The following is a 14,492-nucleotide window of genomic DNA, read 5'->3' as shown; positions in this document are numbered from 1 at the left end:
GCTGCCTTTCGTGGCTACGCTTGCGTCAGTTGACAGATCAGCTCAGCCTGGGATGTCATCATCTCACGCAAGCGGCCGACGGTCAAGCCGTCGCCTTCTGGCACGATCTCATGACCTGCACGGGTGCGTGCCCACTGCGCCACGAGATCAAGCTCTTTGGCTGCGCGTGGCGCCTGGCCGAGACGTACACACAGGTTGGCCAGGGCAAAATGCCCCAGTACGAACTCCGGGTCGGCGAAAACGCAGCGCCGTAGAGCGGCCAGGGCTGCGTCCAGGCGGCCATCCGCTTGCAGGACCAAGCCGTGCAAGTAGTGTCCCGGGGCAGACAGCGGCGCCTGCTGTAACACCAGGCGTAGCCATGAGTCGGCCAATACGATCTGGCCCTGGTCCGCGTACCATTTTGCAATGGCGAAGGCGGTCTGATGATCTTTCGAGCCGGCGCTGGCATGCGCCTCCAGCAACCGCAGCAGGTCGCGGTTGGTCGCGGTCGCGTCGGCTGCGCCCTGCGGCGCAGCTCGGGCCGGCGCACGCGGGGTTGGATCGCGTCGCGCGGCAGCCGGCGCTGACTCCGCGCCGGGATGGTTCGCTGACCGCGGCAGCGCGATCGGCGCCCTGGGCGACGTGACCGGGGACGATCGGGCCACACTCACGGGCTTGGCCGGCCTTCGATACACCACCGTGTCTGGGAAGTTGTGGGTCTGAAATTGTTGAAAAACGGTCTGGTTCGGTTCCGAATGACCGACCATCAGCCAACCCTCTGGCGTCAGGCTGTCATGCAGGCGCTCTACCACGGCACGCATGGCGGATGCCTCGAAATAGATCAAAACGTTACGACAGAGAATCAAATCCATATCCTGGAAGTCAGACCAGGCGGTTTGATCGGCCAGGTTCAGGTGGCGCAACGTGACCATGTCGCGCACGGCGGGCGCAATTTCCCATTGCCGCCCTTGTCGCGTGAAGTAGGTCTGTTGCATACCCGCCGGAACCTCGCGGAAGGACCAGTCGCCGTAAAGCCCGTGCGCGGCTTTGTGCAAAGCGTCGCGGTTGATGTCCGTGGCCAGGATGAGGACATCCCAATTTGGCAAGTCAGGTAGCAGCCGGCGCACGAGAATGGCCAGGGAATAGGCCTCTTCGCCGCTGGCGCAGCCTGCGCTCCACAAACGCAGACGCCGGCGCGACTGCTGGCGGGTAATCAGTTCCGGCAAGATGACGCTCTCCAGCGCGGCAAACTGTGGGCGATTGCGGAAGAAATGGGTTTCACCCACGGTGAGCTGCCTGACCAACAGATCGAGCACGGTCGGCCCCCGTAGGACATCGTTGAGCGCCGTGAACAGGTCGTCCGTCGCTGTGATGCTTAGGGAGCGCATGGCGAGTGCCGCTGCTGCTTCCAGGTCAGGCCGGCGCGGGGCCGGAAATTCCAGACCAGCCTGGGTTTGCATCACGTGGCGCAAGCGGTTGAATTCGGGATCGGTCAGGGTTCTCATCGGGCTGCCTCCAGGGCGAGGGGCAAATCTAACGCGTGGGTCAACAGGAGCCGTTCGAGGTCGAGCAGGGCCACCAGGCGCTCGCGCACTCGTGCGATGGTTGCCACCACCTGCGCCTGTCCCGTTAGCGTATCAGGAGCACGGACAGCCGCGACCGGCAGTGAGATCACTTCACGTACCACGTCGGCGATCAGGCCGGCCATGCGTTCGCCGGTCGTCACGACCATGATCGGTGTATTCAAGTCTGGCTGCGGCCGCGGCGCACCGAGCCGTGTGCGCAGGTCCATCACGGGGATGACCTGGCCGCGGAAGTTGAGCATGCCGGCCAGCCACGGCGGCGTGTCTGGCAGCGGGGCGATCGCCACCATGCGCAGCACCTCGATCACCTGCTCGACCCGCAGGGCATAGGCGCGCTGACCGACTTCGAACACGACGAGTTGAACTGCTGCGTCCTGGTTGTGCATGGCGTCAGGCCTCATGGGCCAGGGGAAGGCGAACGATGAACTGAGTGCCGTGACCGGCAATCCCATCCGACTCGGCCGTGACGGTGCCGCCGTGTGCTTCGGCAATTTCCTTGACGATCAGCAGTCCCAGGCCGGTGCCGCGTATGCCGCGCACAGCCTGCCCTGGCACCCGATGATACTTGGTGAAGAGTGACCCCACTTGGGTGGGCGGGATACCGTTGCCGTCATCAGAGACACGAAAGACGGCCATGTCGTTTTCCATCCGCAACTGCACGCCAAGATGACCCCCTTCTGGCGTGTACTTGATGGCGTTCGAGATCAGATTGTCCAGCACCTGCTTCAAGCGTTCGGCATCGGCGAAGGCGACGATCGGTTTTTCGGGCAGATCAAAGGTCAGCGTCTGATGGCGTGCGTTGGCCTGAATGGAGGTCAGGCGGGCGCTTTCTTCGACGATGGCGCACAGATTGGTCTCGCTGCGATCCAGGCGCAGGTACCCGGCATCAATCTTGGCAAAATCGAGATAGTCGTTGATCAGGGATAGCAGTTTTTGGCTGGCACCCTGGGCCAATTCGATCAGTTCGCGCTGGTCCGCGTTGAGTGGGCCGGTGGATTCCTCTGTCAGCAGTTGCAGTGACAACCAGACAGCGCTGGTCGGGTTGCGCAGGTCGTGCGTCACCATCGAGTAGAAGTCAGCCTTGACCTCTTGCAACTGTTTCTGTGCCACCAGGCCGGCCCGGTGTTCGAGCGCCTGCTCCAGGGCATAGAAGAACTCGGTAAAGTCACCACCGAACGACAAATCCTGCTTCTCGATGTAGCCGTCGGCCCCACGGCTCACCGCGGTGGTCGCCGATTTGATGCCGCCCATGCCGGTGAGCATGACCACCGCGGTCTCCCCATCGCGCTCACGCAGGCCGCGCAACACCTGGATGCCATCCACATCAGGCAACAGCAGGTCCAGGAGCACCAGGTCATACTTGCCCTTCGCCAACATTTCCAGCGCCTCACGGCCGCTGCCGGCTTCCTCTACTTGAGCGCCGTGCAGGCTCAGCAGGCCATGTAGAAAAGTTCGAATCGTGGGCGAATCATCCACCGTCAGTACACGCTTGTTGCTAAACATCCGTTCACCTACTCCTTGGCTGTCACGAACTTGAAATGGGAACAACGATGGATGGGGTGAGACCCTGTTGTGACTGACCTCATATTCTACGTAAGAATTATCTGGCCCTAGCTTAGCCGCGGTCAGAGGTGCAAACAATCATACCAAAAGCCTATTTTAGCGCGCAGTTTACAGGAAAATGACGCGTGACATTTGGGATTGCAGCCTTTGTCTGCCAATTTCGTCAACTTTGGCGCGCTGTGGTAAAATCGCCTCTCATGAAAGCCGAAATCGTCACCATTGGCACGGAACTGCTGCTCGGACAGATCGTTGACACCAATGCTGCTTACCTGGCACAGCAATTGGCGGCCATCGGCGTTGATCTCTTCTTCAAGACCACGGTCGGCGACAATATCCCGCGCATTGCCGGCATCCTTCAGCAGGCCAGCCAGCGCAGCGATCTGATCATCACCAGCGGCGGCCTGGGGCCGACCGTGGATGACATGACGCGTGAGGCCATTGCGCTGGCCACAGGCCGTGGTCTGGAATTTATGCCCGCGGCCTGGGACGAGATCAGCGCCATGTTTGCCCGCTGGGGGCGCCGGCCCGATGAGAACAATCGCCGGCAGGCGTTGTTGCCCGCCGGCAGCCTCAAGGTGACGAATCCAGTGGGCACAGCCCCCGCCTTCATCCTGGAAACAGGCGCTTGCACGATCATCAGCCTGCCCGGCGTACCCCGCGAGCTGAAGCACCTCATGGAATTTGCGGTCATTCCCTATCTGCGCCAACGCCTGGGCGATCAGGCGCCCATCATCAAGTCGCGTGTCCTGCGCACCTGCAGCATCGGCGAGAGTAATGTAGATACCCTCATCGGCGACCTGGAGACCCTGACCAACCCAACCGTCGGCCTGCTGGCCCATCCGGCTCAGACCGATATTCGCATCACGGCCAAGGCGACCAGTGCGGCTGAGGCTGACGCCATGATCGCGCCCATTGAGACCGAGATTCGCCAGCGCCTGGGCGTTTACATCTATGGCGTGGACGACGAATCGCTGGAAGAGGTGACGGCTCGCCTGCTGTTGCAACATAACCACACCCTGGCTCTCGTCGAAACGAACACAGCCGGCGCAGTGGCCGCCTGGCTGCGCGCCACGCCCTTTGCCGCGGCCTTGCACAGTGCCCTGGTTGCCGCAGACCTGCCGCATCTGCAAAGCGCTTTGCCCGCCCTGACTGCGGACGGCGCCTGGCCGTCGGCCGCCCTGGCCCTGGCCGCTGCCCAGGCCATGCAGGCCGCGTCGGGCGCCGATTTCACCCTGGCAATCATCGGCACCATGCAGGGGCACGAAACCATGTACAGCGATGAGCGCGGGGAGTCGTTCATCGCCCTGCTGCACCCGGAGGGCCGGCTGACGCGGCGCTTCCCCTTGGGCGGCGCCGGCGAGGTGACGCAGCGTTGGATCGGCAATCGCGCCCTTGATCTGTTGCGGCGGGTCATCCTGGGTCTTGCCACAGAAAGCGTCGGCTGACATGAGCACCATTGCTGTCACCCAAGCCGCGGCGCCCCTGGGCCTGGCCCTGCTGCGCCTGTTGGACGCTGACCCGGCGGTGACACGTATCGTCGCCCTGGACACGCAGCCGCCCAGCCTGCAATCGCCCAAGCTGAAGTTCTTCGAGGCCGACAGTCAAGGCCCGCTGCGCAGTGGTTTGGAAAAGTACAAGGTGACGCGTGGTTCATCTTGATCTGCTCTGCGCGGCGCCCACTGAAGCAGCCCTGCGCCGTCACAACGTGGGCGGCAGCGTCAGTTTTCTGACCGCGTGCCTGGCCGCACAAACCGTGGAGATGGCGATCCTCCTGTCCAGCACCCTGGTCTACGGCGGACAGCCTGGCGACCCGATCCCCGTGCGCGAAGACGCACCGCTGCGCCCGCACGCGCTGCCGTTCGCGCAGCATTGCCAGGAGATCGAGCGCCAGTGCCAGACCTATCGCGACCGCTACCCCCAGATGAAGATCAATGTGGCTCGCCTGGCCCCGGTGACGGGCGCACAGCCGGAGCATTTTGTCTGGCAGGGCTTGCGCACACCGGCGGCCGCCCTGGGGCAGATCAACCCGGCTTTGCAGTTCGTGCATGTGGAAGATGCCGCCCGCGCCCTGCATTCCCTCATCGGGAGCGATGCCAGCGACACCTACAACATCGCCGCGGACGACAGTATCTCCCTGCGCGAGGCCTGGCAGCAGTTGGGAACCAGGCCGCCCGGTTTGGGCGCGGCGCTGCTCCAACTGGCGCAGCGTCTGCCGACCGGGCAACTTGAGACCTGGCGCAGTGGGTGGCTGGCCCACAATGGCAAGTTCAAGCAAGCGTTCGACTTCACCTACCGGTACACATCGGCCCAGGCGCTGACAACCCTGGCGCCTACGGCCTAGTCAAGCGAGGTTTCATGCCGCCATCATCAGCATCACCCCATCCGCAGTCCCGTCAACCACAGCGCAGCGCGCGGCCGCCGGCCAAACGTGCAGCGGTCCCAGGCGCCAGGTCGCAAGCGGGCGCAACGCCTGCCCGCCGCCTGGGGCGTAACCTGCCGATTCCTCCGGCCTATCTGCAGCGCTTCGGCCTGGTCTTGGCGCCCCTCCTGGTGGTGATCGGTTTCCTGCTCGTGGTGGGCAGCGCCCGCGCCCTGCTTGACGCCGCCCCTGGCCGGACGGCGACCGGCGTCAGTGTGGATGATGTGGCGCCGCGTCAATTCTTGCACGCCACCGCGTACCTCACCAGCACCCAGAACATCTTGATCCTGGGATCGGACAAGCGCCCGGATGAGGCCATGTGGCGTACCGATGTCATCATGCTGGCGGCCATTGACCGCAGCAGCGGCCACGCGGCCGTCATCAGCCTGCCCAGGGATCTCTACGTTGACATTCCCGGCCACGGCAAAGGGCGCATCAATACGGCTGACTTCATCGGCAGCGGCCAGGGCCAGTCGCCACAGACCGGTATCCAGACGATGCAAGACATCATCGAGCGTGACTTTGGCGTTGAAATTGACAACTATGTGCGCATTGATTTCGATGGCTTCGAACAGATCATTGATGCGCTAGGCGGAATTGACGTAGAAGTTGACTGCCCCCTGCAGGACCCGTATCTGCAAGAGGCCATCGGTGTGGATCGCATCGAGGCGGGCAAGCAGCATATGGATGGCGACATGGCCCTGGCCTACGTGCGCACGCGACGACAGGGCGGTGATTTCGATCGCGCCCGCCGCCAGCAGCGCCTGCTGATGGCCGTGCGCAACCGCGCCGTCTCCGCGAACCTGATCACACGCCTGCCACAGTTGCTGCCCGCGGCTCTGAACACGGTTGAGACCGACATGAACCCGTTGGAGATGGCTTCGCTTGCACGCTGGCTGGTCAATATGGATCTGGCCAAGCTCAAGGGGTTCGTCATAGACGCCAACATGACCTCGTTCGCCACATTGCCACTCGGCGATCAGGTGCTCATTCCAGACTGGGTCTCCATTCACCAGGCTCTGGCCACGCTGTTCAGTCCGGCAACCCAACCCCTGTTGGAGAGCAGTGATCGTTCGTGGTATTGCCCGGGCATCGAAGAAATGACACCCACACAATGACCGCGCCCACGCTCCAGGCGCGACGGCTGACCGGCCCGGCCGCTCGAGAGGCGCAGGGGTTCGCCAGGCAGACGGCCGGCCGCCGCTGGTTGCTGCTCTGGGTTGCGCTGCTCCTGCTGACAAGCTGCGTCCAGCCCGCGCCGCCGCCCCTCGCGCTCACCCTCACGCCCGCGGACGCGACGCCAGGCGATCAGTCCGGCATCCCGGCGCCGCAGGCGACAGGGACGCTGACCGCGCCGGCAACGCCCACGGCCACGCGTCCCTTCCTGCCGACCTTCACGCCCACGCCAGGCGCGACCCCGCGCCCCTTGCAGCAGACCACCAATCTCCTCATCCTCGGCTCGGACCGGCGCGGCGGCAAGGGCGCCGGGCGCACCGATGTCATGATGCTGGTGGCGGTTGATTTTGCCCAAAAACGGGTGGGCGTCATCAGCATCCCGCGTGACCTGTACGTGCAAATTCCGGGCGTGGGCCGCGAGCGCATCAATACTGCGGACGTCTACGGCGAACGTCAGAAGCCAGGCGGAGGCATTGACCTGGTCAAACGCACCGTTCAGGACAACTTGGGGCTGCCGGTTGACAATTTCGTGCGGGTTGATTTTGGCGGTTTCGTGCAGATTGTGGACACCCTGGGCGGCATCACGGTGACGATGGACTGCCCGCTGCACGAACGCTGGGCGGACCCGGCCGCGCCCGACGGCGTTGTTACCCTCGACTATGAGCCGGGCGACCATGCCCTGGATGGCGAGCACGCCTTGTGGTACGTGCGCACGCGACGTCGCGGCAATGACCTGGACCGCGCCCGCCGCCAACAACGCGTCCTGCTGGCGCTCAAGGGGCGGGCAGAGGAGGTCAATCTGCTGCCCAAAGTGCCAGACTTGTTCAGCGCCTTGCACGACAATATAGATACCGATCTGGGCCTGCTCGATGTCCTGGCCCTGGCGCGCCTGGGCGTTGAACTCGATCGTGCGGACATCCACAGCCGTGTCTTTGACTTTCACATGGCTCAGCCGTATACTACGCCCGGCGGTGCAGCCGTGCTTCTGCCCAACAAGGCGGCCATTCAAGCGGCGTTCGACCAGATCTGGGAGGCGCCGGATGTCATCACGTCAACCGATCACCAACAACGCTGCCCATGAACGGCCGCCGGGCGGGCTGACATGGGTCGCACGGACGTGACTCGCAGCCTGACAGTATTTTTTTGACGAAGGAGCGCCGCGTTGCGTAACCTGCACCCTCCGTCATTCGTTTTTCAGGGGGACGGTGTCTTCCCTGTAGCATGACCGGGAATGAAGATAGCATGATGAGTTTTTTGCAAAACAGGCACGCGGCCATCACACGCCTCGTGCCATTACTTTGGGTGGTGACCCTGTTGGTTGCCTGCGTGCCTGGCATTGGCCCCACGCCAACCGCTGTGCCGACGGCGACGATGATGCCGGAACCAACGGCGACGATGACGCTGGCGCCGGCCACGGCGATCCCTTCGCTTACACCCACCGCGGCCACTCCGGCTACGGCGACGCCTACCCTGGCCCCGACGGACACGCCCACTACACCACCACCACCCACCGCCACGAGGCCGCCGCAGCCAGTTGCCACCGCCCAGATCTCTGCCACCGTGGATATTACCGCGACGACGGTCATAACCGACGGCTTGCGGCCACACGCGCTTGACGCCACGTTCAACATCCTGCTGCTCGGCTCTGATCAGCGCCCGGGCGAACACGCCTGGCGCACCGACACGATCATGATTGCCGCGGTGGATTGGGAGCACGACCGCATCGGCGTCCTCAGCATCCCGCGTGACCTGTGGGTAGACATTCCCGGCTACGGTGAATCGCGCATCAATATGGCCGATTTCGTCGGCGAGAAAGAGATCAAATACCCTGGCGGCGGGCCGGCCCTGCTGGGTCGCGTCATCTCAGAGACGTTGGGCATCCGCACCGACCGTTTTGCCCGCATGAACCTGCTGGCCTTCGAGCAGGCCATTGACACGATCGGTGGAGTCACCGTCACCCTGGATTGCGCGTTTCGCGAAGCCACACCAGACCCGAACAACCCCGATCAACTGCTTGAGGTGAATTTCGAGCCGGGGTCCTATCACTTCGACGGGCATGAGGCTCGCATGTACGCCTCCTACCGCTACTACACCGGTGACTGGGACCGTTCGCGGCGTCAGCAGCAGGTGCTGTTAGCGATCCGGCAACAGGCGCTGTCGTTCAATATCATTCCCAAAATCCCCTCGCTGTGGCTCACCTTCAAAGGCGCCATTCAGACCGACCTGGGCTTCAAAGAGATCATTGACCTGGCGACGTTTGGCTTGCGCCTCGACATGAAGAACGTGCATGGTCGCGTGCTTGATTACCGGCTGGTGACACCCTACACCACCAGGGGCGGCGCGCAGGTATTGAAGCCCAAGACGGCCGAGATTGCCGCCGCGATCAATGGGATTTTTGACACACCGCCCATGCAGGAATCGTCCGCGCGGCCGATTGCCGGCTGCAGAGCCACGCCCACACCCAAGCCGCCGGCCACCCCGCTCCCGTCGGCGACCATCACCGCGACGCTAACCCTGACGCCCACGCTGGCAAATTGAGCAGAGAGACCGACGGTATGACCTACTACGAAATCACGATCCGCCCCACCTATCTCAGCAACACGGACGAAGTCGCGGTGCGCCTGGGCAGCGGACGCCGGCCACGAGTCGCGGCAAGCACGCGCAACGGCGATGTGCAGGCCTGCCTGGACACCGGCGGACGCCTGGTGCGCTTGCTGTTGGCTGACAGCAAGGTGTTGCACCTGGGCCAGCGGCTGGCCGGGTTGCCCGTTGTCGGAAATCCCCCACAGCCCGTGTCGAGCGGCCTGATCGGGTATGACCTGGCGACGCGGGTCGCCACGATCTTCCTCTTTCCCACACCGGACAGCGCGATTGCCCAGAACCTGGTGCGTACCGCCAGCTTTGATTTCGACGCCAGCGACCACCTGCTGGCCGTGCGTATCCCCGCCGGTCCCACCGCCCGCCGCGAACCAGACCTCTACCGCGCCCTGGCGTTCTTGAAGTAAGGGCGATTTTTGATCTTCTCAATTTGTAGGGGCGCACCCTTGCGGTCGCCCACGCGGGCAGGCGCAAGGCCATGCCCCTACCCTGTCGCCTGCGGCAGATCAACCAGCAGCAGGCTGGCCAGCACGAACCCACCACCGATCCATTGCATGGGCGTCAGCGTTTCACCCAGGAAACCACGCGCGACCGCCACGGTCATCAGCGGTTCGACCACTCCAAGCAAGGCTAACTGCGTGCTGCCCACGCGCTTGATGGCGGTGAACATCGCCAGGCGCGCCACCACGGTGCCCAACAGGCCAATGCCCAGCACCGGCCACCAGCCGGCCCACGTCACCGGCGGCGGACTGCCGCCCATGACGAGGCGCACGCCGGTCGCCAGCAGCGCCATCGTGCTGATGACATACAGCACCACCGTGCGCGCGGCCACGTCACGCACCACGAACTGACCGATCACCAGGTGCAGGGAATAGGTGAAGATGGTGACGAACACCAACAGAACTCCGATCGTGTCTACGCTCCCGCCGCTGATGTCCACCAGCAGGGCCACACCGATCAACGCGACGCCCAAGCGCGCCAGGCGGCGTGTGGTCATGGCCTCGCCGCGCAGGCGCAACAGCAGAATGACGACCGCCGGGTAGAGATAGAAGATCAGCGTGGCGATCGAGGCGTTGATCCGGGTCAAGCCCCAGTAGTAGCTGATTTGCGCGACAAAATTCGCCGCGCCCATGATGATGCAGCCCAGCAGCGCCCGGCGCGGGATCGGAATCAACGCCCGCCAGCGCGTCAGGAAGATGGCCCAAAGCACCAGCGCGGCCACGCCCAGGCGCAGCATCGTCAAGGTGTTTGGGTCCAGGCCGGCGCGGTAGGCGAACTTGGCAAAGGCCGAATTGAGACCCAGCGCCATGTTGGCGGCCAGGGCGATGAGGAGACCGCGCGGCGCCCGGTTACGCATCGGGCGCCCGTTCTGACCAGGCCAGCAGCAGCGCACCGGCGGTCAGGGCCATCCCGCCCAGCAGCAGCGCCCAGCCGCCCCAGCCCAGGCTCGATGACCGCTGGTAGACGACCTCGATGGCCGGTCGCACGCGTGACCACTGCCACAGGGGCAGGAGCGTTGCAGCCAGCGCCAACACGGCCAGCAGGATGGCGAGCGCCTGGCGTCCGTACCGCTGCCGCCACCCTGGCGTCAGCAGCCCGATCAGCGCCAACACCAGCGCCACGATCAGCATGCGGATCTGAGGTTGAAATTCAGCCTGGCCGAAGGTCGCGGGTGACCAGGCGGGCGGTAGCAGGGCCAGGGCGCAAGGTACGGCCAGCAAGGCCAGCAGCAGGCGCGCAGGACGGTAGTGGAGCCAGGGCGCGCCGAGCAACGACAGCAGACTCAATCCCACACTCAGGGTGAAGAGCGGCAGGTAGAACTGCTCGCGCGCCACGTGTAACGCGCCGCTGCGCACCTCGGGCAGGAACTTGACATATTCCGCCAGGTCAATCCCCAGCAGGGTCAGACCAGGGCTGGCGAACGCCACCCACGGGCCCCAGGTCGCACCGGCCAGGCCGATCGAACCGAGCAGAAGCAGCAGGCGGGCGAGCAGCCGTTGCCGCGGCGGTGGTCTCATGATTCCTTGTCACGGCGCGCCCGCGCCAGGCGCTCCTGTTGGCGCGCGCGCCCCTGATCGAAACGCCGCTTCTCCTGCTCGCTGACCAACAACAGCGGCGCCACCTCGGTCGGCCGCCGTTGATCGTCCAGCGCCACGTAGACCACGAAGGCAGTGTTGGTCAACATGCGCTCACCGGTCAGGATTTTTTCCGCGTAGACTGTGACCATCGCCTCGATACTGGTGCGTCCCACGTAGGTGACGCACGCTTCGAGGACGACCAAATCGCCCACCAGCATCGGCGCGTCGAAGGTCATCGAATCAATGGCGACGGTGACGCAGGGGCGACGGGAATGGCGCATGGCGGCCAACGCGCCGGCTTCATCCACCAGTTTCATGATGGAGCCGCCGTGGACGTTGCCTTGCGAGTTGGCATCTTCCGGATGCATGAAACTACTGAGTTCAGTTTGCGAATCTTTGGGTGAGCGTGGGTCCATGAATTTTCCTGTTCAAGGCTTGTTAGCCCGGGCGTAGGCGGCCAGGAGTTGGGTGGCCGAGGCGTGCCAGGTGAAGCGCGCCGCTTGGGCAAATCCCTTGTGCTGCGCGGTCTCCCGCCAGGCGCGGTCGGTCAGCCCGCGTTCCAGGGCCGCGGCCAAGCCGGCGGTGTCATCGGCGTTGATCAGGAGGGCGGCATCGCCGGCTGCTTCCGGCAGCGACGAGTTATCTGCGCAGACCACCGGGGCGCCACAGGCCATCGCTTCGATGACCGGGATGCCGAAGCCTTCGTAACGACTGGGAAAGGCGACCAGATCGGCCAGGCTGTAGAGCGTGGGCAGGTCGTCCTCATTGACATAACCGAGAAAGCGCACAAACGACGCCACTCCCTCCCGTTCAACCTGGGCGAAGATGCTCTCCGTCAACCAACCCTTGCCGCCGCCGATGACCAGGGTGTGCGGCGCGCCACTTTGGCGGCGCAGTTGTGCAAATGCGCTGATGAGACGCGGGTAGTTCTTGCGCGGTTCCAGCGTGCCGACGCTCAGGATGAAGGGGCCGTCGAGTTGGTAGCGTGCGGCCACGGCGCGGCGTTGATCCCCATCGGTCACCGGCCGGTAACGCGGGCCGATGCCGGGATAGACGACATCAATGCGCGCCGGGTCCACATCCAGCAGCGCGCTCAGGTCACGCTGCGTACTTTGGGAATCGGCCAGGATGCGGCTGGCGCGGCGTAGCGCGTGCGGCACGGCGTGGGTGAGATAGGCAACGAGGCGCGCATCGGCGCACTCTGGCACGCGCAGGAACGACAAATCATGCACGGTGATCACGCCCTGCGCGTGGCGCAAGGGTGGGAGGACGAAATCGGGCGCATGGAACAGATCGAAGCGGCCAGCCAGCCATTCGAGCGGCAGCGGCACGTGCAGCCGGTGCCAGAGAATGGCCTGCTGCCGGGAAGACAGCGGCAGGCGGCGCTGAGCAAAGGGCAGCGCGGGGTTGGCGCGGTCAGGCGCGGGCGCTGCAACGTCGGCTGCCAGCAGCAGGGTGATGTCAGGCCGGGGCGTCAGCGTAGCCAGCCCGGAAACCAGCCCCTGGGTGTAGCGGCCAATACCGGCGCCCTGGCGCAGGGCCGGTGTGTAGTCAAGCGCGATACGCATGATGATGGCTTTCGTCGCCGCTCAGATATCGCGGTAGGTCCACAGCCGGTTGACTCCAAAGTTCCAGAAGAGCACGACGCCGATGGCAAAGGCTTTGGCGAAGTTGTAATCCCAGGGATGCGGGATGAGCGGCTCGACCAGGTGCAGCACGACGCCCAGCACCAGTTGGTTGATGCCGAGACCGACCAGGTTGACCAGGATGAACTTGGGCAATTGGGCGCGTTTCTTGAATTTGCGGCTTTCGGGGTAGGTCCACAGGCGATTCCAGGTGAAATTACTGATGACGGCCGCGCTGAAGCTGAACGGGTTGGCCTGCAAGGGGGCCAGGCCCGCCACGAGCACCAGGAAATTGAGCACGCCGAAGTCAACGACCGCACCAATGGCGCCGACCACGGCGAACTTGAGAAAGCGTCCCATTTCCTTGCGGTTGGCACGCGCCAGCAGAGTTAAATCAGGAACCATGCATACCCTCGAACACGCAGATCATCGGTCAGAATACATGCAGGCGCTAGTATAGGGTTTCTCGATGGCTTGTCAAACAGACCGCTGACGCGTTGCGGTGTCCGCTGGCCCCTGATCGCGGGGCGCGGCCGGCGGCGAGGCCAGCAAGGCCAGCAGCAGGGCCATGTGCAGATAGAGGCGTTGCACGAGGAGATTGTCGAACAGGTTGTGGATGGAGAGGTGAACGATGGCGCCGAGGACGCCCAGCGCCACGGCGCGGCCCAGGGCGTCAGTCTGGCGATCGTAGGCCAGGCGGACGGCTTGCCAGGCCGCCAGCAGCCACAGCAGGACGTAGGTCAGCAGACCGGGCAGACCGGCTTCGGCCCAGGTGTTGAGGTAGATGTTGTGCGCATGGCCCAGCGGGTCCTGCCAGCGCGGCAAGGCCACCTGTGGATAAACCGCGGCGTAGTTACCCACGCCGACGCCTTGCCAGGGCGCCTGTGCGATCATGCGCTGGGCGGCGACCCAATGCGCAACCCGCTCGACGACGGCGAAGTTGTCATCGTTGACCTCTACGGTCGCTACGTCGAAACCGCCGAGATAGTCGCCGACCTGCGCCAGGCGCCCACCGAGCGCGCCCGTGTCGAAGCCGCCGCGGGCCAGCAGCAGCACGGTCAGCGCGCCGGCCAGGGCCAGGCTGAGGCCAAAGGTGCGGCGGCTGCGCAGCGCGGTGACCGTCACAACCCCGGCGCCAATGCCCAGCCAGGCCCCGCGTGACCAACTGGCCAACGCGCCGGCCGCAATTAGGGCCGTCACGACGAGGGCTGCAGCGGCCAGTGCGCTGGCTGCCGCGAATGAACGACGCGGTGATTCAGCGCGGGGGGACGGCGTGAAGCGACCTGGCCAGGCTGCGACCATCTGTGCCAACGCCCACCAGAACAACGAAAGCGCCAGCGGCAAGATCAGCCCCAGGTAGCCGGCGTAGGGGTTGGGCTGGCGGAAGGTGCCGTAGGCGCGTAGAAAGCGTCCCAAGATCTGAAAGGCCGGCGGCCCGCTCTGCGTGATGAACTGATAAAGCCCCAAGGCG

16 protein-coding genes are annotated in these 14,492 nt (G+C 64.5%); 7 read left to right on the top strand and 9 right to left on the bottom strand.

Going from position 1 to position 14,492, the window contains the following annotated elements:
- Positions 1–14: 14 nt before the first annotated feature.
- From IPF85_RS16180 to IPF85_RS16170, 3 genes are read right to left on the bottom strand one after another with little or no spacing between them, the layout of a single operon-like run.
- On the bottom strand, positions 15–1,484 hold the full coding sequence (locus tag IPF85_RS16180; RefSeq protein ID WP_343409112.1) for a CheR family methyltransferase: 1,470 nt from the start codon (positions 1,482–1,484) through the stop codon (positions 15–17).
- Entirely contained in the window at positions 1,481–1,948 is a 468-nt protein-coding gene (locus tag IPF85_RS16175; protein WP_343409111.1) for a chemotaxis protein CheW, read from the bottom strand. Before IPF85_RS16175 ends, IPF85_RS16180 begins: the two co-directional genes overlap by 4 nt.
- A gap of 4 nt (positions 1,949–1,952) precedes the next feature.
- Positions 1,953–3,065 carry an ATP-binding protein gene (locus IPF85_RS16170; protein ID WP_343409110.1) on the bottom strand — a complete coding sequence of 371 codons (1,113 nt, stop codon included), beginning with the start codon at positions 3,063–3,065 and terminating at the stop codon, positions 1,953–1,955.
- A 257-nt stretch (positions 3,066–3,322) separates the two neighbouring features.
- On the opposite strand from IPF85_RS16170, the gene IPF85_RS16165 reads away from it, so the two are divergent.
- The 7 genes from IPF85_RS16165 to IPF85_RS16135 all read left to right on the top strand — a co-directional run bounded on the left by IPF85_RS16165 (position 3,323) and on the right by IPF85_RS16135 (position 9,725).
- Positions 3,323–4,570 (top strand): CinA family nicotinamide mononucleotide deamidase-related protein, encoded by a 1,248-nt coding sequence (locus IPF85_RS16165; protein ID WP_343409109.1) that lies wholly within the window; start codon positions 3,323–3,325, stop codon positions 4,568–4,570.
- Position 4,571: 1 nt separating this feature from the next.
- Positions 4,572–4,784, top strand: a complete 213-nt coding sequence (locus IPF85_RS16160) for a hypothetical protein (protein ID WP_343409108.1) — start codon at positions 4,572–4,574, stop codon at positions 4,782–4,784.
- Positions 4,771–5,466, top strand: coding sequence for an NAD-dependent epimerase/dehydratase family protein (locus tag IPF85_RS16155; protein WP_343409107.1), 696 nt, complete (start codon positions 4,771–4,773; stop codon positions 5,464–5,466). The genes IPF85_RS16160 and IPF85_RS16155 overlap by 14 nt, the downstream gene beginning before the upstream one ends.
- Before the next feature lie 14 nt (positions 5,467–5,480).
- Positions 5,481–6,662 carry an LCP family protein gene (locus IPF85_RS16150; protein WP_343409106.1) on the top strand — a complete coding sequence of 394 codons (1,182 nt, stop codon included), beginning with the start codon at positions 5,481–5,483 and terminating at the stop codon, positions 6,660–6,662.
- Positions 6,659–7,801, top strand: coding sequence for an LCP family protein (locus tag IPF85_RS16145; protein ID WP_343409105.1), 1,143 nt, complete (start codon positions 6,659–6,661; stop codon positions 7,799–7,801). Before IPF85_RS16150 ends, IPF85_RS16145 begins: the two co-directional genes overlap by 4 nt.
- Before the next feature lie 161 nt (positions 7,802–7,962).
- Positions 7,963–9,258: an LCP family protein gene (locus IPF85_RS16140; protein WP_343409104.1), complete on the top strand. Its 1,296-nt coding sequence runs from the start codon at positions 7,963–7,965 to the stop codon at positions 9,256–9,258.
- A gap of 17 nt (positions 9,259–9,275) precedes the next feature.
- Positions 9,276–9,725: a hypothetical protein gene (locus IPF85_RS16135; protein ID WP_343409103.1), complete on the top strand. Its 450-nt coding sequence runs from the start codon at positions 9,276–9,278 to the stop codon at positions 9,723–9,725.
- A gap of 77 nt (positions 9,726–9,802) precedes the next feature.
- Here the strand turns inward: IPF85_RS16135 and IPF85_RS16130 are convergent, their stop codons facing one another.
- The 6 genes from IPF85_RS16130 to IPF85_RS16105 form a co-directional block, all read right to left on the bottom strand.
- Positions 9,803–10,675, bottom strand: coding sequence for a DMT family transporter (locus IPF85_RS16130; protein WP_343409102.1), 873 nt, complete (start codon positions 10,673–10,675; stop codon positions 9,803–9,805).
- Entirely contained in the window at positions 10,668–11,336 is a 669-nt protein-coding gene (locus IPF85_RS16125; RefSeq protein ID WP_343409101.1) for a hypothetical protein, read from the bottom strand. The genes IPF85_RS16130 and IPF85_RS16125 overlap by 8 nt, the downstream gene beginning before the upstream one ends.
- A complete protein-coding gene (locus IPF85_RS16120) occupies positions 11,333–11,812 on the bottom strand; it encodes an acyl-CoA thioesterase (protein ID WP_343409100.1) in 480 nt (159 codons plus the stop codon). The genes IPF85_RS16125 and IPF85_RS16120 overlap by 4 nt, the downstream gene beginning before the upstream one ends.
- 12 nt (positions 11,813–11,824) lie before the next feature.
- On the bottom strand, positions 11,825–12,964 hold the full coding sequence (locus IPF85_RS16115) for a glycosyltransferase family 1 protein (protein ID WP_343409099.1): 1,140 nt from the start codon (positions 12,962–12,964) through the stop codon (positions 11,825–11,827).
- Positions 12,965–12,985: 21 nt separating this feature from the next.
- Positions 12,986–13,426, bottom strand: a complete 441-nt coding sequence (locus tag IPF85_RS16110) for a GtrA family protein (RefSeq protein ID WP_343409098.1) — start codon at positions 13,424–13,426, stop codon at positions 12,986–12,988.
- Between the two features lie 72 nt (positions 13,427–13,498).
- Entirely contained in the window at positions 13,499–14,488 is a 990-nt protein-coding gene (locus IPF85_RS16105; protein WP_343409097.1) for an O-antigen ligase family protein, read from the bottom strand.
- Positions 14,489–14,492 lie beyond the last annotated feature (4 nt).

The sequence above is a fragment of the Candidatus Amarolinea dominans genome (assembly GCF_016704685.1).
Classification (GTDB): Bacteria; Chloroflexota; Anaerolineae; order SSC4; family Amarolineaceae; genus Amarolinea; species Amarolinea dominans.
Note: the sequence above shows the minus strand (reverse complement) of the source record. Positions and strands in the feature narration are given on the sequence as shown.